Here is a 20777-nt window from a genome sequence, read left to right as displayed (position 1 = left end):
AACCCGGGCAGCGGCATCGTCTCAGCACCCGGCAGGTCCGCGAAGCACGGGCACGTCGTCGTCGACCGCTCCATCTCTTCCGGGACGGCCACCTCCCATCCGCACGACACGCTCCTGCCGTGACGCACGGCCCGCGCCGCCGCCAGCCGGACCTCGTCGCTGATGTGGTTCAGCGTGCCGAGCTCGTCGTCCTCGCCCCACCGTCCCCAGTTCGACAGGCTGTCGAAGTACCCGAGCACGTCCTCCTGCGTGGGCGGCGGCGGTTCTGCGGTCATCCCAGCATCGGCGGGGTGCCTCGTCATCATTCGTCTCCTTGCCGTGATCAGTGGCAGCGGCTCTTGGCTCGACACCTTGCCCGACGCGGAGCGCGGTTGTCCCGATGAGACTGCGGACCGGGTGCTCGTCTCCGCGGGAGTCGAGCTGGTCTGGCTGTTCCTGATGGCGCTCTCCTGCTGCTCACGTTCATGTCGCTGTCATGGACGGCGCTGTCGTTCGGCGGCATCTGACGGGCCATCGCTGGTCGCGCAACCTGACCGGATCACTGAAGCCGCCGGCAGGAAGAAGGTCGTCCTGTCGCGGCACGCGCGCAACACACCTCGCCGACGCCGCGCAGCAGTGGGCGATCTCTTCGACGCGAGGCTCACCCGGCGCCAAGGCCTACCACCAGCAGATCCGCACCCGCGAGATGAGCCACCACGCTGCGCCACGACAGCTCGCGAACCGGTGGATCCGCATCCTGCGCGGCCGTCTGAAGACCGGCACCCCGCCGTTTGACAGCAACAGAGCCTGCCATGTCTGCCGCTGTGGCGCACCGATCGCGACACCATCGACCGTCGACCGGCTCAGGGCCGATTCGCTTTGGGCGCGGCGGAGCTGGACAGACCAACGGTCACGAGGACATTCCAACCACGCTCTTCGGTCCGCGTGCGTCGTTGAGGATCGTTCATGGTTGCTCGTGGTTCGTGCGTCGTCGCCACGTAGGAGCCGGGGGTGTCGTAGGCCGGTGACTCGTCACGTTCGTGGCTCGTGGTCGGTCGGAGAGAACATGAACCAGATGACATCCCGCGCCCCCCTGTCGCCGGCTCGGATCGACAGCATCGAGAGCCTGCGCGAGCACCTGCAGTGGGCGATCGAGCTCGAGCACGCCACGCTGCCGCCCTACCTGTGCGCCCTCTACTCGCTGGATCCGCAGCGCAACAAGGCCGCCGCCGAGGTCGTCGAGAGCATCGTCATCGAGGAGATGCTGCACCTCACCCTCGCCGCCAACCTGCTCAACGCGGTGGGCGGCCGTCCGGTCCTCGACTCCCCCCGGCTCCTGCCCGCCTACCCCACGACACTGCCGCACGCCGACCGGTCCTTCGACGTGGAGCTCCTCCCGTTCGGCCCACAGGCGATCGAGCTGCTGCTGCGGATCGAGCGGCCCTCGGTGCGAGAGGCGGCGCCCGAGAGCGAGGGCTACGAGACGATCGGCCAGTTCTACGCGGCGATCCGCGCGGGTCTGGTCGACCTGTGCGCGGAGCTCGGCGAGGGAGCCGTGTTCAGCGGCGACCCGGCTCGGCAGGCGACGCCGACAGCTCCCTACGGCGGGGCGGGCCGCATCATCGCGGTCGACGGACTCGACTCCGCACTCCTGGCGCTCGGCGAGATCGTCGAGCAGGGCGAAGGCGCCGATCACCGCGATGTGTGGGACGGGGACCACGACATGTTCCACCCCGACCGGGACGAGGTCGGGCACTACTTTCGGGTGCTCGAGCTCAAGCTGGGCCGGCGTTTCCAGCGCGGCGACACGCCGTCGTCCGGGCCGAGCGGTGAGCCGGTGACCGTTGACTGGGACGGCGTGTGGCCGATGCGACCGAACCCGCGAACGGCCGACCACGAGCCCGGCAGCGAGGTGCGCGTCGCGCAAGAGCGTTTCAACGTCTCCTACTGCGCACTCCTCGGCCACCTCGAGCGGGCCTTCAACGGCAGCCCGGCGCTGCTCGGTGCGGCTGTCGGCGAGATGTACGGACTCAAGGCGCAGGCCCTGGCGCTCATGCAGCTTCCGACCGAGGATGAGCAGTCCACCGCCGGTCTGACCTTCGAGTACGTCGCGCCCGCAGATCGCGGCTGAGGGGTGGTCTCGATGTGGATCTCGAGGCCGAGGGGTCGGGCTGCTTTGGCATGACTGGCTCCCCGGAGTGTCGGCGCCGGACGGACGCCCCGTCATCTGGATGACGAGACGACGGGTGGATCCGCCTTGCGCGCTCATGATGTGTGCGATGTCAGTACTTCCTCTTCAGCCGGGTGATCTCGTCTGCCACCGCGACGGCGGCGACGACGGTGGCGACGGCGGCGATCCCGACGGTGGGGTCTAGCCGGTCTGCGCAGCCTGTGGCGACAGCGAGCGCGGCGGTGGCCGTCGCGGCGGGAGCCAGTCTGCGCCGCAGGCCGCGACGGGAGTGTCCCTCGGCGTCCGGTACGCGGAGGAGCTGCACGGCCACGAGGCACACCGCCGCGGGAAGGGCGACGGACCCCACGGCGAGCTGCGGTGCGACGGGGGCGACCGACGAGCCCGAACGCACGCTGCTGGTGACCACGACCTCGAGGCCGGCACCGAGCGCGGCGAGAGCTGCGAACGTGAAGAAGTGGCCGTAGCCCCAGACGAACGACCAGCTGCGCCGGGCCTCGAGGCCCGCACCTGCCGGAACGGCGAAGTGCAGCCACCAGAGGGCCGCGACGAGGACGAGACTGGCGGCCGACACGGCGACGAGGCCTAAGCTCCAGGCGAGCTCGACGACGGCCGCGACGGCAGTCGTCCCGGCGAGGATGCTCTCGCCCAGGAGGATCAGGGTGAACAGCGAGTAGCGCTCGGCGATGTGGTGCGGGTGCCAGCTGGTCGGTCCCCGCCGCTCGGCCCAGACGGGCACGAGGAGCTCGAGGGCTGCCAGCGCCGCGAACGACATCGTCCCGCCGGCGCCGTGAGTGGCGAGCCGCGCCAGCCACAGCACCTCGGCCACCGCGATGCCCACCGCGTACCGGGAGCAGGTGCCCCGCCCCGCCGGGTGCTGGCGAGCGGCACGGACCCAGAGGCTGAAGAGGCTGAGCCGCATGATGAGGTAGCCCGCCGTGACGGCCGCGAAGTCGCCGTCGAAGGCTGCGCCCACGCCGGCTGCGAGCACGAGCACGCCGGCCATCTGGACGAAGACGGCAAGGCGGTAGGCGACGTCGTCGGTGTCATAGGCCGAGGCGAACCACGTGAGGTTCATCCACGCCCACCAGATGGCGAAGAAGACCATGAGGAACGGCCCGACGGCGCTCGCAGCGTTCCCCGCGAGGGTGGCATGGGCGAGCCGATCTGCGGCCTGCGACACCGCCGCCACGAACGTGAGGTCGAAGAGCAGCTCGAGCGGCGTGGCGGTGCGGTGGGCCTCGTCCAGGCGCCGTGCCTGCATGGGTCGACGCCGCGGGCGTGCTTGCACGGTCACCTGACTGCCTCCACTCCTTGCGGATCACTGTGTCGCCGAACGAGACGAGCCCGCCCCGACGTCACGGCGGACCGAGACGTCGGAGCGGGCCGAGAGGGAGTCAGCCGGCGTTCGACGCAGCCCACTGCTCGTAGGTGATCTCGCCGAGCACGGCGTCGGGCCCGGGCACGAGGCTCTCGTCGTCGATCTGGGTGCCGAAGTACTGCGCGTGCCGGTCACCCACGACGACGCGCGAATCACCGAGCCGCTTCAGGTTCATGGCGATGAAGTCGCTCATCCGGTACCTCGTGGGCCCACCGGTCTCGACGACTCCCTTGACCGGCTCGGCCTCGACCTGACGGACCACGGCGGCAGCCACGTCGTCGGAGGCCATGGGCTGGTACTCCCCCGTCGGCAGGTGCACCTGTCCGTCGACCGTCGCGGAGTCGGCGATGGCCTTGCTGAACTCGAAGAACTGCGTGGCGCGCACGATGCAGTACGGGATCCCGGAGTCCGCGATGAGCCTCTCCTGGGCCACCTTCGCTCGCAGGTACCCGCTCTCGGGCAGGCGGTCGCAGCCGACGACCGAGAGGGCGACGTAGTGCTCGATCCCGGCCTCACGCGCGGCTGCCACGAGGTTGGTCGTCGAGGTCGTGAAGAAGTCCAGCACGTCCTGGTCGGCGAAGGACGGGGAGTTCGTCACGTCAACGAGGACGTCGGCCCCGGCGAGCGCCTCCTCGACCCCCTCGTTGGTGATGGTGTTGCAGCCGGTCTGCGGGGAGGCCGCGACCGCCTCGTGCCCGTGCTCGTCGAGCGTCCGCACGACCTTCGAGCCGATCAGGCCCGTTCCGCCGATGACGACGATCTTCATGGGGGTTCACCTCTCTGGATGTTGATGTCTGCGTTGGTGTGACCGCGGCGAGCCCGCGGATGTGACAGAGGAGGGTGACGAGTGGGACCAGTCGCTCTCTGCTTCCGGACTGGCGGCTGCGCCGCCCCGGTGAAACCCGGTTCGTCCCGTCCTTACCTGCGACTCGACCTGCCTCCGTGCGTGCCTCTGACCGGGGAGGTCGCCACCGCGTGACAGGTGAGCCACCGGAGGAAGGGCGTCACGCCCGGCCCGCTCGCACGGTCGAGACCCGGGAAGCCACCCGAACTACCTCGAGGAGCAGAGATGGGACCCGCACTTCCGGCCGAAGGAGCCGCTCACCAGCACCAGGGCGTCGAAGGCCCGGAGCCGAGGCGCGACCGCTGCCGCGGCCGCGACATCCGCACTGCGAGCCGGGGCGCGTCATGATCGCCGTGGTGGTCGGTGGCACCGGCCTCGTCGGCTCCAAGCTCGTGGCGCGGCTGCGTGACCACGGCGCCGAGGTGCGCGTGGCGACCCGGCGAACCGGGGTGAACGCGTACACCGGGCAGGGACTCGCCGAGGCGGTGAACGGCGCGGACGTCGTCATCGACGTCACCAACGTGTCATGGTCGCCGTACGACGACGAGCCGCCGGCGGCCTTCTTCGAGACGTGCACGACGAACATCCTGTGGGCCGGGCAGCGGTTCGGCGTGGCCCACCACGTCATGCTCTCGGCGCTGGGCGCGCACCGCATCGACAGCCCGTACTTCCGCAGCAAGGCGGCCCAGGAGCGCCTCGTCCTCGCGGCGACCACACCGCACAGCGTCCTGCGGACGACGGTCCTGCACGAGACGCTCCCCCTGCTCGTCGAGCGCGCGTCGACGACGCACGCGGTCCACCTGCCACCCGTACGCGTCCAGCCGGTGGCCGCGACGGACGTCGTCTCGCGGCTGTGCCGACTCGCACTCGGCGCTCCGATCAACGGCGCCTTCGAGATCGCGGGTCCGGAGATCCACTTCCTCGACGAGCTGGCCCGCCAGGTCCTCGAAGCTGGCAGCGACCGCCGCCCCGTCGTGGCGGACGGCAACGCCCGCTACCTCGACGCGGTCCTGGATCCGGACTCGGAGGCGCTGCTGCCCCGATGGCGCCAGAGCCGGACGTCGTTCAGGGACTGGCTCGCCGGCGCGGGCCCGGCCGAGGCGCGGTCCGGGCCGGCGGCGTGAGCGACCAGTGACGCATCGGCGAACGTGCTGCGCCTCCCGCGGGGCCACACGCCCGAAGGCGCGGGACCGCGGGAGGCACACAGGGTCTTGCTCCGGGGCTGCGGTGCGCGGGGCTCAGGGAGTGGGTCGCTGGCCCGACTCGAGCGAGATGACGGCTGCGTGCAGCGAGTGCAGACGGGCCGCGTAGGGGGCCGCCTCCGGCTCGTCCTCCCCGACGGGGTCCACACTTGCCTCGACGAGCGCCAGCTCCGCGTCCACCTGCACCTCGAGGTTCTCCAGCTCGTCCATGGTCGTTCCTTCCTCGTGACGGTCGGGGCCAGAGGCCCCGCTCCGAGGTCGACCGGACACGTGCCGCACCTGTGACAGTGGACGGGTCGTGAGGCCAGTGGCCCGAGCGGCCGGGAGGTGCGCGAGCGTCCCCTCGGGCCCCTCGCCGACCGGGCTAGTCCACCGGGGGCCGGCCGGCCCGGAGGTGCTCCCCGCGCCGGCCGTCGGCCTCGCCAGGCACGCCGGAGCTCCCGAGCGCCCCGAGCGCCCCGGCGATCTCGCGGCGCGATCGCACGCCGAGCTTGGTGAAGATCTTGCGCAGGTGCCATTCGACGGTGTGTGCGCTGAGGTGCACGGCGACTGCGATCTGGGGGTTGGTCAGGCCGTCGGCGGCGAGCGCGGCGATCTGCTGCTCCTGGCCGGTGAGCGGGACACCGCTGGCCTTGCGTGGCGACTCGACCGGGGCGCCGCTGGAGGCGAGCCCCCGGGCAGCCCGAGCGGCGTACCCGTGCGCCCCGAAACGCGAGAGCATGTCGTGAGCCCTGCGCAGATGGGGCCGTCCCTCGGTGCGGGAGCCGTGCTCGAGCAGCCACTCGCCGAGGAGCAGGTGGGCTCGCGCAGTGAGCATGTGCACGCCCGTGCGCTCGGCGTGCGAGATGGCCTCCCGGAACACCGCCTCCGCCCGGCTGGCGCCTGTCACCTGGGCCGTGACGAGAGTGGCGGCCCCCAGCGCCCAGTCGGTCTGCGCCGCGGCGGCCAGGCCCTGCAGGTAGTCCACGGCCCCACGGACGTCGTCGTCGCGGATGCCGAGCTTCGAGGCCGCCTCCACCATCTCGACGACCGACCAGGTGGACAGGCCCATCTCGGCAAGGTGCGCGATACCGGCCCTTCCGGCCGCGAACGCCTCCTCGAACCGGCCGAGACCGTTGTAGAGGACGGCGGCCGCCCAGGCGGTCGCGGACGTGGCCTTGCCCTCTCCCTCGAGCCCCCGGTCGCCGGTGACCGAGCGCAGCACCCGCAGGGTGGCCTCCTCGTCGCCGAGCCACGGCGTCATCACCATGGCGCTGTAGCCGGCGAAGAACGCCCCGCCGTAGGCGTCGCCGATGTCGGCGGCACGCTCGGCGAGCGCGGCGGCGGTGCCCAACTCGCCGGCGTACACCCGGTTGGACAGGCGTAGCAGCAGCGCGGACGGCATGACGGACAGCGCCCCGGAGCGTTCGCACGCGGCGACGAGGGTCTCCGAGAGAGTCGACCATGCGTCGAACTCGAAGCTGTCATGGGCCATCCGGCAGGCGAGCGGCAGCCACGCGATGGCCTCGTTCGTGTCCACCGGATGCCTCGTGTAGTCGCGGATCGCGTGGCGCAGGGAGCCGACACCCGCGCCGTAGCCGTCGGCGACGACCGTGGCGAGGCCGCGCAGCAACGCGTCGGCACGCGATGCCCTCGTCGGCTCGGGCATCGAGCGAACCGCTTGCGCCACCTGCTGCAGCACGCTGTCGTCGTCCAGCCGCCCCGCAGTGAGCCCGGCGTAGAGCGCGTCGCGATAGGTGTCACGGGCGAGGTCGGGCATCCGTGCCTCGAGGGCCTTGGCCGCGCCGACGAGCACGGGCAGGCCTGCGCTCGCGCTCCTGGACGCGAAGAGCACCCGGCCGCGGACGAGCTCCGCCATGGCGTGCGCGTCCTCGTCGAGCACCAGGAGCTGCGCCGTGTCGAGCAGCTCCAGGGCCGTGTCGTACTGGCCGGCCTGCGCCTTGGCACTCGCGGCGGCCAGGGCACGCCGACTGCGGCGTCCCGGGTCGGGCGTCAGCAGGACGGCCTGCTCGAGCAGGGCCGCCTCGGCGGCGACGGCGCCCTGAGCGTGGGCGCGCCCGGCAGCCGCCTCGAGGTCGGCGGCGACGCTCTCGTCGGGCGCGGACGTGGCGTAGGCGAGGTGCCAGATGCGGCGGTCGAAGTCCTCGCGCGGGTCGATCGCGTCGGCGAGCGCCCGGTGGGCGGCGCGTCGCTCTTCCGGGCTGGCCTTGCGCAGGGCGGCTGACCGAACGAGCGGGTGCAGGAAGCGCACCATCGGCCGCACGTGCACCAGCTCGGTCGCCTGGGCCTCGTCGGCCACGCGGTCCACCTCCAGGCCGAGCGCCCGTGCGGCGCGTTCGAGGAGGGCCAGGTCACCGACGGGCTCCACGGCGGCCAGCGTCACGAACCGCTGCGTGTCCTCGCGCAGCGCCTCCAGGCGCAGCAGGAACGACTGCTCGACCTGGGTGGCCGTCGACTCGAACGACCGCGCCTCGTCGCGCTCCAGCAGCCCGGGAAGCGAGACCACCTTGGGCAGCTCCGTCAGGGCCAGCGGGTTGCCCCTCGCCTCGGCGAGGAGGCGCTCGCGGATCCGCTCGTCGAGACCTGCGGGAGTGGCCGTCGCGAGCAGTTCGCGGGAGTCGTGGTCGCCGAGCCGGTCGACCGTCAGGTGCGGGAGGTCGGCGAACGGGTACGGCCCGGTGGTCGCTCGCACGGCGAACACGAAGAGGATCCGCTCGAGCCGCAGGCGGCGCGCCACGAAGGCCAGCGTCTGGCTCGAGACCTGGTCGAGCCACTGGGCATCGTCGACCAGGCACAGCAGCGGCGCTTCACGGGCCGCATCGGTCAGCAGCGCGAGCACGGCGAGGCCGACGAGGAACCGCTCCGCCGGAGGTCCGGCACGCATCCCGAACGCGCCCTCGAGGGCGAGCCGCTGCGGCTCCGCGAGCCGGTCGAGCCGGTCGAGGAAGGGTGCGCAGGCCTGATGGAGGGACGCGAACGCCAGCTCCGCCTCGGCCTCGTTGCCGGCGATGCGGACCACACGACACCCGACGGCCCTCCGTGAGAGGTGCTCGAGCAGGGCCGTCTTGCCGATCCCCGGCTCACCCTGCAGGACGAGAGCGCCGCTACCTCCGGCGCGGAGCCCCGTCAGGCGCCGGTCGAGCTCCGCGCACTCCACCGTCCGCCCCAGCAGCCGCCCCTGGCGCCGGTAAGGGCCGCTCACCGACGGGGCCACGGCAGCACGCCGAGCACGTGCCCGGTTCCCGGCGACGGCGCGCGTGCATGTCCGGCGAAGATGCAGCTGCTCATGCTGCCGTCATGATACGGCGTTCAGGCAGCCCGCTCCCGTGCCCGCTGAGCCGGTGCGGCGCCGACCACGTCCCGTAGCACGGCCTCCAGGGGCGAGGTCTCCCCCGTCCGTGCCGCGTGCAGGAACCCGGAGGTCAGCCGCCGGCGCACGGCCGGGTCCACGGGGCGCTGCGTGGCCGCCCCGATCCGTGGTTGCGCCCGGCGCACGAGCTGGCGACAGTTGGGCGCGCTGGTGCGCAGCAGCTGCGCGATCGACTCGTAGGAGTAGTCGAAGCCCTTCCGGAGCACGTATGCGGACAGCTCCGTCGGCGACAGGGAGGCGAGCAACGCGTCGAGAGCGGTCTCGAGCTCTTCGGTGCGCTCCACGAGCTCGTGGGCCTGGTTCTCGGACGAGACGCCGGGCGTGCCGGGCTCCCGACCGGGGAGCTCGCAGGGCCGCTCGCGCCGCCGGGGCGCGGAGACCACGTGGTTGACCGCCAGGTGGGTGGTGACGGTGGTCAGGAAGGCGGCGGGGTTCTGCACGGACGACCGGTCCGCGCGCTGCCACCTGAGCCAGGCGTCCTGGACGATGTCCTCCGCCGTGTGGGCGTGGCCGGTGACGCGGCGCGCGATCGTGAGCAGCCGGGGCCGCTCGTCGAGGAACACCTGCAGCGCCAGAGCCATCTCTTCCCCGTCCGGCTCGACGGGAAGGGTCGGGACCGGCGGCACGGGGGTGGTTCTCGAGGGGGGCATGGGCTCGGCTCCTTCAGGCGGCGGCACGGCCGTTCGGCCGTGCCTTCACCGTCCGCCCGCGCGTGGGGACGTCGCGCCCCTGAACCCCGTGGCCGACCCCGGGGGACACTGCGTGGTCTCCCGCCACCACGGGGCCACGGGAATCGGGCCCAGTGGCCACGGGCCCAGTGGCTACGGGCCCAGTGGCTACGGGCCCACGGGTGCGGGCCGGCCGGGGCCCCGCCTGGCTAGGGGGCCGTCGGCGACGGCCGCCGGGCGGCGAGCCTGCCGTGGAGCTCGCGCCGGGAACCGATGTCGAGCTTCGTGTAGACGTTGCGGAGGTGCCACTCGACGGTGTGCGGGCTCAGGAACAGCTCTGCGCCGATCTGGGGGTTGGTGAGGCCCGCGGCGGCGAGGTCGGCAATGCGGCTCTCCTGCGGCGTCAGGGTCTGCACGGGTCCGGTCGTCCTGACGCTGATGTGCTCGCCGGTCGCCTGCAGCTCGCGGCGGGCGCGCTCGGTGAAGGCGAGGGCGCCCATCTGCTCGAACATCTCGAACGCGGTACGCAGGTGCTCGCGAGCCGCCTTGCGTTGCGACCGGCGCCGCAGGTGCTCGCCGAGGAGCAGGTGGGTGCGGGCCACCTCGACGGTGACCCCGTCACGGGCGAACTCCTCGATGGCCAGCTGGTAGAGCGGCTCGGGAGATGCTCCGCCGTCGACGAGGGCTGTGGTGCGTGCCAGCGCCCCACCGGCCCAGCCGGCGACGGTGCCGCGAACTCGGGCCTGCAGCCGGGCGAGCGCCTCGCGCGCCACGGTGGTCTCGCCCAGGTGGACGGCGGCCTCGGCCAGCTCCACCAGTGACAGGCCGACGAAGTTGTAGGCGTCCCGGTCGGCCGCCGCCCGCGCCGCGGCCAGGGCCTCGTCGTGCCTGCCCAGGCCGTTGTCGAGCACCGAGCGCACGAACCCGGCGGCACCGATCAACGACCGCTCGCCGCGCTGGACCGCCGACTGCTGGGCCGCCTGGACCGCTCGCGCCGCCTGCGCCTCGTCGCCTCGCCAGGCAGAGAGCACCAGGCTCGCGTAGGCGTGCGGGGCGTTGCCGGTGGCGGCGGTGATGCCGTCGGCCTCCTCGATCATGCCGGCGGCGAGCTCGAGGTCACCGCGGTGGATGTGGACGCCGGCGGCGTAGATGAGCGCGGCGGGCAGGACGCTGAGGGCGCCGATGTCCCGCGCGAGCCGGACGGCGCGGAACGACAGCGCCTCCCAGGCGGGCAGGTCCCAGGCATGGTGGATGAAGCTCTCGAGGGCGAGAGGCACCGACAGCAGCCAGCGCATGACGGCCTCTCGACTCGAGAGCTCCTCGTGCAGCAGCGGGTCCAGCGAGCGGTAGAGGAGGGGCAGGCCGCTCTCCACACCGTCCACGAGCACCGCCACGACCCCGTCCAGCAGCAGGTCGGAGGCCTCGGACGCGGACGCCGGTGCGCCCGAGCCGCGTGCCGCCACCGCGGCCGCCCGAGCTCCGGTATCCCCTTCGACCCGACCCGAGAAGACGCAGGCACTGATCGCCTCGAGATAGGTCTCCCGTGCCAGCGGGGAGCCGGCGTCGGAGAAGGCCGAAGCGGCCTCGAGCATGAGCGGTACCGCCTGGTCGGTGCGGCTGCGGCTGAAGAGGACTCGCGACCGCAGGCGAGTGAGGCGCGCGCGGTCCAGCGGCGTGAGCGGACAGACGTCGGCCAGGGAGGCCAGCTCGCCGGCTCGTTCCCCCGAGGCGGCCGAGAAGTGCGCCTCGGCCGCCGAGAGGGCGCGGCGGCCACGCACCCATGGGTCGGGCGTGAGCTCGGCAGCACGCTCCAGCAGGACCGCCTCGGCTGTCAGACCACCACGCTGCCGGGCACGTTCGGCAGCAGCCTCGAGGTCGGCAGCCACCGACTCGTCCACTCCGTCGACGGCCATGGCGGAGTGCCAGGCGCGGCGGTCGGGGTCGTCGCGGCTGTCCGTCGCATCGGCAAGAGCCCGGTGGGCGCGCCGGCGCTCGGAGGGGTCAGCGGCGAGATAGGCGGCCGAACGGGCCAGCGGGTGCCGGAACTGCACGGGCCTGCCGAACTTGATCAGCCCGGCGGTCTTCGCCGGGCCGGCATCCACGGGCACGCCCATCAGCTCGGCCGCCCGGACCAGCAGCCTCAGGTCGCCGACCGGCTCGGCCGCTGCGAGCAGGAGGAGGGTTCGCGTGTCGTCGGGCAGCGCCTCGACACGTTGCCGGAAGTCCTCGGTCACCATCGAGGACAACCGCGAGTGCCGGGCCGAGGCGCTCGTCGGAGCCCACCAGCGTCCTGCGGCCACGTCGGGGGCCGACCTGCCGGCATACGGCCCCTCGTGGCTCTCGAGGTCCAGGCCGTAGGACAGCTCGCCCGCAGTACGGCCACGGGACAGCTCCAGGATCGCGAGCGGGTTGCCGTGCGTCTCGGCGACCAGCCGGGAGCGCACGGCCGGGTCCAACGGTCCCTCGATCGCACCGTCCAGCAGCCGGCCGGCGTCCTCCTCGGGCAGGCCCTCCACGGCCAGCTCGGGCAGCCCGACGAGCAGGTCCCGACCCTCGTGCGTCCGCACCGAGAAGACGACCGCGACCGCCTCGGCGAGCAGCCGTCGAGATACGAACTCCAGAGTCCTCAGGGAGCTCTGGTCGAGCCAGTGGGCGTCGTCGACCACGACGAGGACCGGTCGCGACTCCGATGCCCGGGTCAGCAGGGAGAGCACGGCCAGCCCGACGAGGAAGCGGTCGGGGGGCGGGCCGAGCGCCATTCCGAAGGCGACAGTCAGGGCATCGCGCTGCGGGACAGGCAGGCGGGGCAGCTCGTCGAAGAAGGGCGCACAGACCTGCTGCAGTGCCGCGAAGGTCATCTCCATGTCGGCTTCGACGCCCTGCGTACGTGTGACGGCCAGCCCCGAGGACTGCGCGACGAGGTGCTCGAGAAGGAGCGACTTGCCCACGCCGGCCTCGCCGCGAAGCACGAGCACGCTCGAGTGCCCTGCGCGCAGCCGGCCCAGGAGGGTGTCGAGCACTCGACGCTCCCGGCGGCGTCCGAGGATGCGTGGCAGAGGGGTGGCGCTCATGCGTGGGTCGGCTCCTGCATCTGGCGTCTACGCGCCGAGGCTACCGGTCCTGTCACAACAGGGACACTCCCCCGGTCGGGCAGCAGGTAGCCCAGTGACGACCCGGGAGTCCGTGTGCCAGTCGAGCACCAGATCAGAACATCCGTGCTGGTCATCGGTTCCGGGGCCGCTGCACGTCGAGCGGCGGTCGGTCTGTCCGATCGCGGCATCTCCTCGCTCCTGGTCGACGAGCCCGGCGGCACGCGGATGGATGCGGTGTCGGCACAGCAGCCGCGACGGCTGCGCGTCCCCACGCTGCCGGGTGTGCACGTCACCGCGCTGCTCGTCGACGACGGTGCGGTGTTCGGTGCGTACGGCTTCAGCCTCGCGGACGGCTCCCGCTACCGCCTCCGCTCGGACGCCGTCATCCTCGCCACCGGCGGCCACTCCCGGGTCTGGAGCAGGTCGACGCCGCGCGAGCCGGGCCACGACGGCCACGGGTTGACCCTGGCCGTGGGCGCGGGGGCCGCGGTGCAGGACGCTGAGATGGTCGAGTTCCACCCGTTCGGCCTGCTCGACCAAGGCGGCACGGTGGTGGGCGTGGTGGCCGATGACGCAACGGTCCTCGGCGCGCGGCTGCTCAACAACCGCGGCGAGCGGTTCATGAGCCGCCACGAGCCGGCCCTCCTCGAGCACGCACCGCACCAGCGCCTCGCCTGCGCGGCCTGGGACGAGATCAGGCACGGCCGCGGCTCGACCGACCGAGGCGTCTGGATGGACCTCTCGCACCTGCCGAGCAGCACCGTCCGTTCGGCGCTCCCCGCGCTTGCGGCCGCCGTCTCGCGGCACCAGTCGCGGGACATCACCGAGGACCCGTTCGAGGTCGCGCCGGCCACCAGCCGCACCCTCGGCGGCGTGCGCGTGCGCTCCCGGGACGGGGCGACGGACGTCGCCGGCCTCTTCGTGGCAGGAGAGCTGGCAGCAGGCGTGGGCGGCGCCCGCTGCCCGGAGGGCCACGGCACCGCGTCGGAGCGTGGAGGGCTCGATCTGGCTGCGCTCTCGGCCGCGGTGTCCAGCGCCGGCTTCACCAGCGCGAAGCGGTCGCGTGCAGCCGAGCGCGCAGCCGTGCAGGTGGCCGAGCGCGGCGTGGACTCTGCCGCTCGTTCGGTCGGCAGCCAGGACGGACCGGCCCTGCTCTCGCGGGTGCGCGCCGTCATGACCGAGCATGCCGGACCGCGACGGGACCGCGACGGGCTCCTGTCTGCGCTGACAGTGGTCTTCGAGGTTGAGGAGCGGGCGACGCGCCCCGGCCGGCGTCCGGGGCCCGCGCCCGCCGCCGGGACGGCGGTCGCCTTCGATCTTCGGGCAGCGACGCTCGCGGCCCGAGCGACGCTGGAGTGCGCGTTGGCGCGCCGCGAGTCGACGGGCTGGCACGAGCGGGCGGACGGCCCCTCGGGTGCGCAGACGGACTACCACCTCGTCTGGAGGCCCGGGGAACGGGTGACGCGCCTGCCTGCGGCCCCGGCTGACCGCAAGCCGGGACCGGGCACGGTCTGAAGGCAGCGTCGTCACACCCGGCTCCCCCAGGTGGTCGGGGAGGTGGAGGTGGCCGCGCGGTGCGGCGCACCGACCAGGCATCCACCTCGACCGGGAGGGCTTCGTCATGGAGCAGGCAGGCAAGGCAGTGTCCCCGCAGAGCCGGAGCGGGGCCGTGCCTGTCGTCGCCGTCGGCTCCGGCGGCCCTGACGGGCCGGCTTCGTGGGAACCTCCACGCATCGGTGCTGGGCTGCGCGGACAGCTCAGGGACGCGCTCGAGGACCTGCCGCGCATCCTGACCGCTCCGGCGCACCGGCGCCGACACCTCACGTGGGGCGCAACCGAGGTCGAGGTGGCATCGGACATGCCGGGGGACGACCTGCTTCCCCGGGCCCAGTACTGCACCACCCGGGCGATCACCATCGAGGCCGCGCGCGAGCAGGTGTGGCCCTGGCTCGTGCAGGTCGGCTACCGCCGGGCCGGGTGGTACGCCGCCGACCTGCTGGACAACTTCGGGCGCCCCAGCCTCCGTGAAGTGGTCCCCCAGCTCCAAGACCTCCACGTGGGTCAGTGGCTGCCCATGGTGCCCTACCCCTCCGAGCGGACTGCCTTCGTGGTCGACGGCTTCGTGGAGCCGTCGTGGCTGCTGTGGCGCACCCCGAACCGCACCTTCGCCTGGCGCTTGGAGGAGCTCGGGCCGGGGCGGACACGGGTGGTCGCGCGGCTTCGGACGCTGTACGAGTGGCACCGCCCGTTGGCGCCGGTCACGTTGGCGCTCATGGAGCTCGCCGACTACCCGATGATGCGACGCATGCTCCAGGGCATCCGCGACCGCGCCGAGAAGAACCTCGACAACGCTCGTTGAGATGCCTGGGGGTTGGACCTGCCACCGGCTCCGCGCGAAGACCCTCACATTGGCTTGCGCAGCAGAAGGCGTCACGTCATGCCATGGCGTCGCCGGTGAAGTGCAACGCGGTTCCCTTCGGCCGTAGGAGAGTTCACGAAGTGCGCACGCGGGCTAGCCGGTTTCGTCGTGCGGGTCGCGAACCGCCACGAGGGTGATGAGTGCAGTCAGGAGCGCCAACACGCCGTACCCCATCACGATCTCTGGCAGCGGCACGGTGTGGGACAGCTCGCCGGAGATCAGGCTCGGGAACGTCGCCGCGCTGTAGCTGAGCAGATAGACCACGGCGAAGATCGGCGCCCGGTCAGCCGGGCAGCTGCCGTAGATCAGGCCGCGGACTGCGGAACTGATCGCGACGCCTTGCGCGGCACCCGCGACGATCGTTGCCGCGATGAACACCGGCAGCGCTCCGACAGTCGTCGACGTCACGAGACCGGCCCACCCGACGACGAAGGCCGTCATCCCGATCCGTTGCGCCGTCGCCGGGGCGAACAGCCCACCCAGCGGCGAACCCAAGGCGCTGGGACCCATGTAGGCGGCGAAGACGAGGCCGAGGATCAGCGGACTGTGCGTGCCGAGCTGGTCCTGGACCAGGCCGGGTACGAAAGCCTGGTAGAAGGCACCGGTCGCCCACGTGCCGAGAAAGACCGCGGCTGAGACGGGCAGGAGTCTCCGCACCCGCGCCGGCACCCGGACACTGGGCCGCAGCGACGCCCAGGCGCCCGGGCAGCGAGTGACTGTCTCGGGGCTGACGGCGATGAGGGCAGCGGAGACCAGCAGCAAGACGATGACCACCACGTAGATGAGGTCGCGTGGCCACGGGCCGAACTGCACCAGGGCACCAGAGGCGACCGCGCCGAGCGCCAGCCCGAGCATGATGGTCTGGCTGGAGGCGACAGAGGCCAGCCACTGCGGCTTGGCCGGCGCCGTGTCGACGATGTACGGCGGCAGGCTGCTACTGGCGAGGCCGCCGCCGAGCCCCATCAGAAGCCGACCCGCGACCAGCATTCCGATGTCGTGGACGCTCAGCAGCAGCACGCAGCCAAGGACGATGAGCCCGAGACTGGCGATGGCCACGGGGCGACGGCCGACGTAGCCCGACAGGCGTCCCAGAACCAGCAGCGCACCCAGGGTCGCGGCCGAGTAGGCGACAACGGTCAATGAGATGCCGGCGTTCGTGAAGCCGTCCTCGGCCCGGTAGATGTTGAACAGCGGGATGGTGGAGCCCGCGGCGGCGAACGCCGACATGAGCGCCAGCACGCCTGAGACGAATCCGAGCCGGAGCGAGGCGGCCCGTGGCGCGGGCGTCAGGGACTCAGCGACGGTGTGCGTCACGTCAAGCCTTCCTGTGGGTCCCGAAGATCGGGTCTGTACAGCAGCCTGGTTCAACGACGACGTGTCGCTGTCGCAGGCCTGGAGGCGTCTCACCCCGCGCCGAAGAGCTCATCTGCCCTGGGGTCGGAGGGGGCCCAGCATCACCGAAGTGGACGATTGAGTCCAGTTACGTCAGGGCCTGACACGGATGACGGTCTTGCCCTGGCGTCGCCGAGTCGGGTTGAGGGCCGCGACGGCGTCGTCGAGCGATGCGACGTCTCCGATGTTCGTCCGGAGGCGGCCGTCCCGCACTCGCTGGACGATCTCCGTCAGCTGTGCGCGGTCTGCCTCGACGACGAAGTCGACGGCCAGCCCCTCGGCGGGACGGGCCTCCACGGGTCCGGTGACGGACACCAGCGTCCCACCGGCACGCACGAGCGCGGCGGACCGCTTCTGGATGTCGCCACCGATGACGTCGAAGACGAGGTCGACACCCCCGACGTCCTCCAGCGAGTCGTTCTCGAGGTCGACGAACTCGTGCGCGCCGTAGTCGAGGGCCTTGGCGCGGTCGCCTCCGCGCCCGGTGCCGATGACGTACGCCCCGGCTTCACGGGCAAGCTGGCTGACCATGGTCCCGACGGCGCCCGCCGCACCGTGCGCGAGGACGCTCTGGCCAGCCTCGAACCGGCCGTGAACGAAGAGGCCCTGCCAGGCCGTCAGCCCGGAGATGGGCAGGCTCGCGCCCACAGTGAAGTCGACATCGCCGGGAAGCGGCGCGAGGTTGCGCGACTCGATCGCGACGTACTCCGCCAGGGTTCCGTCGCGGTGCCAGTCGGAGATCCCGAAGACGCGCTGGCCGAGCGAGACGCCCGTCGTGCCGTACCCGAGCGCGGTGACGACACCGGCCACCTCATGACCGAGGACCGAGGGCGAACGGTCCTTGCTCGCTCTCGTGGTCCACGTGGAAGGCCAGTCCACTTCGGTCGGGACGTACCCCGAGGCGTGCACCTCGACGACGACGTCGTTGATCGCCGGGGAGGGGTCGGGGTGGTCGGTGAGCCTCGCCCCGGTCGCTCCCGCGCTCTGGTCCGTCACCACGATGGCTTTCATCGGTCTCCTCTTTCTGTCCGGTTGCCGCGCTGCACGCGAAGACGACCAGCGACCGCACGAAGCACGACCCTGCCGACAGGTGGGCCGGGTCGGTGCGACTGCGGGGGCAAGCCCTGACGTGCGCTCGTCAAACCAGGTGTCGAGACGTCCTTCGATCTTATGACCCGGCAGGTCCTCTCATCCGGACTGACCGGGGCAACGCGCTCATAGGCACAACATGCATCCGCCCCTAAGACGCGAGCGCGGGGCGCAACCAAGAGCCCGTCAACAGGCGACCCGGCAGCACCACAGAGAGACCACGATGAGCTCCACCACGACCCAGAAGCCTCAACAGGTACCCGCACCGACGTTGCGCTCTGAGCGGCTGGCCGCGCGCACTGGCGTGGTCCGGTGGCTGACCACCACCGACCACAAGGTCATCGGCGACCTCTACCTGATCACCTCGTTCGTGTTCTTCCTGTTCGGCGGGGTGCTGGCCTTGATGATTCGCGCCGAGCTGTTCGCGCCCGGCCTGCAGGTCGTCGACAACCCACAGGAGTTCAACCAGCTGTTCACGATGCACGGCACCGTGATGCTGTTGCTCTTTGCGACGCCGCTGTTCGCCGGGTTCGCCAACGCCCTGATGCCGCTGCAGATCGGCGCGCCCGATGTCGCGTTCCCGCGGCTGAACATGCTCGCGTACTGGCTGTACCTGTTCGGTGCCGTCATCGTCCTGGCAGGGTTTCTCACTCCGGGTGGTCCAGCAGCCGCGGGCTGGACCAGCTACGCGCCACTGTCGGATGCCGCCTACACCCCGGGGCTCGGTGGTGACCTGTGGGTCTTCGGCCTCGCGCTCGGTGGTGTCGGCACCATCCTCGGCGCGGTCAACGTCATCACGACGATCGTGTGCCTGCGGGCCCCCGGCATGACGATGTTCCGGATGCCGATCTTCACGTGGACGGTGCTGGTCACCTCGCTGCTGGCCATCCTGGTCTTCCCGATGCTCGCAGCCGCGCTGTTCGCCCTGGGAGGTGACCGGCGCTTCGGGATGCACATCTTCGACCCCGCGAACGGTGGCGCGATGCTGTGGGAGCACCTCTTCTGGTTCTTCGGCCACCCCGAGGTCTACATCATCGCGCTGCCGTTCTTCGGCATCATCAGCGAGGTCCTGCCGGTCTTCTCCCGCAAACCGATCTTCGGCTACAAGACCCTCGTCTTCGCGACCATCGCCATCGCCGCCCTGTCGACGAGCGTCTGGGCCCACCACATGTACGCCACGGGCCAGGTGCTCCTGCCGTTCTTCTCGGTCATGACGATGCTCATCGCCGTCCCGACCGGCGTGAAGTTCTTCAACTGGATCGGCACGATGTGGGGCGGCAAGGTCGTCATGGCCACGCCGATGCTGTGGGCGATGGGCTTCCTCGTCACCTTCCTCTTCGGCGGCCTGACCGGCGTCGTCATGTCCAGTCCCGCGCTGGACTTCCACATCACCGACAGCTACTTCGTCGTCGCGCACATCCACTACGTCGTCTTCGGCACCGTGGTGTTCGCGATGTTCGCGGGCTTCTACTTCTGGTGGCCGAAGCTGACCGGCCGGATGCTCGACGAGCGCCTCGGCAAGATCCACTTCTGGACGCTGTTCATCGGCTTCCACACGACCTTCCTCATCCAGCACTGGCTCGGCATCGAGGGCATGGCCCGCCGCTACGCCGACTACCTGCCCGAAGAGGGCTTCCAGGCCGCGAACATCGTCTCGAGCCTCGGGTCCTTCCTGCTCGGCGCCTCGATGATCCCCTTCCTGTACAACGTCTGGAGGACGTGGAAGAAGGCGCCGCTCGTCGAGTCCGACGACCCGTGGGGCTACGGCGCCTCCCTCGAGTGGGCCACCTCGTGCCCACCGCCCCGGCACAACTTCACGTCACTGCCCCGCATCCGGTCCGAACGGCCGGCCTTCGACCTGCACCACCCGGAACAGCCGGCCAGCGGGGCCCTCGTCTCCGAGCTCAACGAGGGTTCACGCCTGGTCACCGACGCCCGGCGCGCTCGACCCGTCCTTGAACGGTGACAGCACAGCTGTCATCACCCGGTTGGCCGGCGCGTCGAGGTACACCTGCGCGGACTGCCGGCTCACGTACCCACTGAGCCAGTCGAGCTCCAGCCGTCGACCGCCCATCAGGTCGTTGGCCATCGACGAGGTCATGTCGAACGGGAGACCGTCACAGAACTCGAGCCGTTCCGCAGGCAGCGAGCTGGGCAGGTCCACCCCGAGGCGCTGACCCAGGGTCGTTGTCTCGGTCATGAGCTCCAGCAGGAGCGCCCGCGACTCGGTGTGGCTGCGCACCACCCCGATGGGGGCCCTCGTGACCGCGGTCGTGGCCGACAGGCCGACGAGGAAGGTGAGCTTCTCCCAGAGCAGCTCGGTGATGGCACTCGAGGCGACCGTGTCGACACCCGCGCCGGCCAGGGTGGACCGGATGAGGCGCAGCCGCTCGCTGTCGGTGCCGTCGAACTCGCCGAACACGATGCGCTGAAGCGCTCCGTGATGGGTGATCGTTCCAGGCTCGGTGATGAAGGCCGAGATGTAGGCGGCGCCCCCCATGAGCTGTCGTTCGGGAACGTGCTGGGACAGCACGCTCCGGGCGAGGACGCCGTTCTGCAGCGAGAGCACCACGGTGTCAGGCGAGATCACTGGGGCGAGCTGGGCTGCCACCGCCTCGGTGTCCCAGGACTTCACGGTCACCAGGACCAGTTCGGGGTCGGTCAGCTCGCCCAGGTCGTCGGTAGCGGCCACGGCCGGAACATGCCGGGTCGACCCCTGCGTCACCAACGTCAGTCCAGCCGTGCGCAGCGCGCGAAGATGAGCACCGCGCGCGACGAACTGCACGTCGTTGCCAGCCAGCTGCAGCTTCGCGCCGAAGTACCCCCCGACGCCGCCGGCGCCGATCACTGCCACCTTCATCGAGTCGCTCCTTCCGTACGAATTCCAGCCGTGGTCGCAGCGTCCGCTCAGTCGGTGACGCGGCTGGGAGTGGCCCCGTAGACCAGGTCCCGGTAGTCATGGTGCTTGCCCAGCCAGCTGCGCACGAACGGGCACACGGCCAGCACCTTCCGCTCACCCTTGGCTCGGATGTCATCCAAGGCCTGCTGGACCAGGATGCTGCCGATCCCCCGACCTTCGTAGGAGGGGTCGACCTCCGTGTGCTCGATGATGACGATGGAGGCGGCGTTCTGGTACACGGTGTAGCCGGCCAC

General features: G+C 71.4%; 15 protein-coding genes and 1 pseudogene. 5 read left to right on the top strand and 11 right to left on the bottom strand.

Annotation, left to right across the window (positions count from 1 at the left end):
- Window positions 1-302, bottom strand: a pseudogene (locus ACR9ZK_RS13600) (hypothetical protein); the annotation flags it as partial.
- A 743-nt stretch (window positions 303-1045) separates the two neighbouring features.
- On the opposite strand from ACR9ZK_RS13600, the gene ACR9ZK_RS13595 reads away from it, so the two are divergent.
- Window positions 1046-2110, top strand: coding sequence for a ferritin-like domain-containing protein (locus ACR9ZK_RS13595; protein ID WP_481342477.1), 1065 nt, complete (start codon window positions 1046-1048; stop codon window positions 2108-2110).
- 151 nt (window positions 2111-2261) lie between these two features.
- Here ACR9ZK_RS13595 and ACR9ZK_RS13590 read toward each other — a convergent pair whose 3' ends face one another.
- On the bottom strand, window positions 2262-3431 hold the full coding sequence (locus tag ACR9ZK_RS13590) for a low temperature requirement protein A (protein ID WP_481342476.1): 1170 nt from the start codon (window positions 3429-3431) through the stop codon (window positions 2262-2264).
- A gap of 133 nt (window positions 3432-3564) precedes the next feature.
- Window positions 3565-4314 (bottom strand): SDR family oxidoreductase, encoded by a 750-nt coding sequence (locus ACR9ZK_RS13585; protein ID WP_481342475.1) that lies wholly within the window; start codon window positions 4312-4314, stop codon window positions 3565-3567.
- Window positions 4315-4736: 422 nt separating this feature from the next.
- Here ACR9ZK_RS13585 and ACR9ZK_RS13580 point away from each other — a divergent pair, with 422 nt between their 5' ends.
- Window positions 4737-5516, top strand: coding sequence for an SDR family oxidoreductase (locus tag ACR9ZK_RS13580; RefSeq protein WP_481342474.1), 780 nt, complete (start codon window positions 4737-4739; stop codon window positions 5514-5516).
- Between the two features lie 114 nt (window positions 5517-5630).
- Here the strand turns inward: ACR9ZK_RS13580 and ACR9ZK_RS13575 are convergent, their stop codons facing one another.
- The 4 genes from ACR9ZK_RS13575 to ACR9ZK_RS13560 all read right to left on the bottom strand — a co-directional run bounded on the left by ACR9ZK_RS13575 (window position 5631) and on the right by ACR9ZK_RS13560 (window position 12703).
- Window positions 5631-5804, bottom strand: coding sequence for a hypothetical protein (locus ACR9ZK_RS13575; protein WP_481342473.1), 174 nt, complete (start codon window positions 5802-5804; stop codon window positions 5631-5633).
- Between the two features lie 154 nt (window positions 5805-5958).
- The gene (locus ACR9ZK_RS13570) at window positions 5959-8796 is read right to left on the bottom strand and encodes an AAA family ATPase (protein WP_481342472.1); all 2838 of its coding nucleotides are present in this window, start codon (window positions 8794-8796) and stop codon (window positions 5959-5961) included.
- A gap of 107 nt (window positions 8797-8903) precedes the next feature.
- Complete coding sequence (locus tag ACR9ZK_RS13565) at window positions 8904-9614, bottom strand: sigma-70 family RNA polymerase sigma factor (RefSeq protein ID WP_481342471.1); 711 nt, start codon at window positions 9612-9614, stop codon at window positions 8904-8906.
- A gap of 227 nt (window positions 9615-9841) precedes the next feature.
- A complete protein-coding gene (locus tag ACR9ZK_RS13560) occupies window positions 9842-12703 on the bottom strand; it encodes a helix-turn-helix transcriptional regulator (protein WP_481342470.1) in 2862 nt (953 codons plus the stop codon).
- Between the two features lie 144 nt (window positions 12704-12847).
- On the opposite strand from ACR9ZK_RS13560, the gene ACR9ZK_RS13555 reads away from it, so the two are divergent.
- Together ACR9ZK_RS13555 and ACR9ZK_RS13550 are read left to right on the top strand one after the other, a co-directional pair.
- Window positions 12848-14239, top strand: a complete 1392-nt coding sequence (locus ACR9ZK_RS13555; RefSeq protein ID WP_481342469.1) for an FAD-binding protein — start codon at window positions 12848-12850, stop codon at window positions 14237-14239.
- 154 nt (window positions 14240-14393) lie between these two features.
- Window positions 14394-15083 (top strand): SRPBCC family protein, encoded by a 690-nt coding sequence (locus ACR9ZK_RS13550; RefSeq protein ID WP_481342468.1) that lies wholly within the window; start codon window positions 14394-14396, stop codon window positions 15081-15083.
- 153 nt (window positions 15084-15236) lie between these two features.
- On the opposite strand, the gene ACR9ZK_RS13545 is transcribed toward ACR9ZK_RS13550, so the two are convergent.
- Both ACR9ZK_RS13545 and ACR9ZK_RS13540 read right to left on the bottom strand, forming a co-directional pair.
- Window positions 15237-16457, bottom strand: coding sequence for an MFS transporter (locus ACR9ZK_RS13545; protein ID WP_481342467.1), 1221 nt, complete (start codon window positions 16455-16457; stop codon window positions 15237-15239).
- Between the two features lie 171 nt (window positions 16458-16628).
- Window positions 16629-17546, bottom strand: coding sequence for an NADP-dependent oxidoreductase (locus ACR9ZK_RS13540; RefSeq protein WP_481342466.1), 918 nt, complete (start codon window positions 17544-17546; stop codon window positions 16629-16631).
- A gap of 301 nt (window positions 17547-17847) precedes the next feature.
- Here ACR9ZK_RS13540 and ctaD point away from each other — a divergent pair, with 301 nt between their 5' ends.
- Entirely contained in the window at window positions 17848-19590 is a 1743-nt protein-coding gene (gene ctaD / locus ACR9ZK_RS13535) for an aa3-type cytochrome oxidase subunit I (RefSeq protein WP_481342465.1), read from the top strand.
- Here ctaD and ACR9ZK_RS13530 read toward each other — a convergent pair.
- Both ACR9ZK_RS13530 and ACR9ZK_RS13525 read right to left on the bottom strand, forming a co-directional pair.
- The gene (locus tag ACR9ZK_RS13530) at window positions 19540-20484 is read right to left on the bottom strand and encodes a ketopantoate reductase family protein (protein WP_481342464.1); all 945 of its coding nucleotides are present in this window, start codon (window positions 20482-20484) and stop codon (window positions 19540-19542) included. The genes ctaD and ACR9ZK_RS13530 overlap by 51 nt on opposite strands.
- Window positions 20485-20531: 47 nt before the next feature.
- A partial coding sequence (locus tag ACR9ZK_RS13525; protein WP_481342463.1) for a GNAT family N-acetyltransferase occupies window positions 20532-20777 on the bottom strand: 246 nt, incomplete at its 5' end.

Source organism: Monashia sp. HAY1-5C, assembly GCF_056755255.1.
Note: the sequence above shows the minus strand (reverse complement) of the source record. Positions and strands in the feature narration are given on the sequence as shown.

Bases quoted from the DNA above. Each gene is read 5' to 3' on its own strand.
- ACR9ZK_RS13575 (WP_481342473.1), bottom strand. From the start codon at position 5,804: ATGGACGAGCTGGAGAACCTCGAGGTGCAGGTGGACGCGGAGCTGGCG.
- ACR9ZK_RS13595 (WP_481342477.1), top strand. From the start codon at position 1,046: ATGAACCAGATGACATCCCGCGCCCCCCTGTCGCCGGCTCGGATCGAC.
- ACR9ZK_RS13530 (WP_481342464.1), bottom strand. From the start codon at position 20,484: ATGAAGGTGGCAGTGATCGGCGCCGGCGGCGTCGGGGGGTACTTCGGC.
- ctaD (WP_481342465.1), top strand. From the start codon at position 17,848: ATGAGCTCCACCACGACCCAGAAGCCTCAACAGGTACCCGCACCGACG.
- ACR9ZK_RS13585 (WP_481342475.1), bottom strand. From the start codon at position 4,314: ATGAAGATCGTCGTCATCGGCGGAACGGGCCTGATCGGCTCGAAGGTC.
- ACR9ZK_RS13560 (WP_481342470.1), bottom strand. From the start codon at position 12,703: ATGAGCGCCACCCCTCTGCCACGCATCCTCGGACGCCGCCGGGAGCGT.
- ACR9ZK_RS13580 (WP_481342474.1), top strand. From the start codon at position 4,737: ATGATCGCCGTGGTGGTCGGTGGCACCGGCCTCGTCGGCTCCAAGCTC.
- ACR9ZK_RS13590 (WP_481342476.1), bottom strand. From the start codon at position 3,431: ATGCAGGCACGGCGCCTGGACGAGGCCCACCGCACCGCCACGCCGCTC.
- ACR9ZK_RS13540 (WP_481342466.1), bottom strand. From the start codon at position 17,546: ATGAAAGCCATCGTGGTGACGGACCAGAGCGCGGGAGCGACCGGGGCG.
- ACR9ZK_RS13565 (WP_481342471.1), bottom strand. From the start codon at position 9,614: ATGCCCCCCTCGAGAACCACCCCCGTGCCGCCGGTCCCGACCCTTCCC.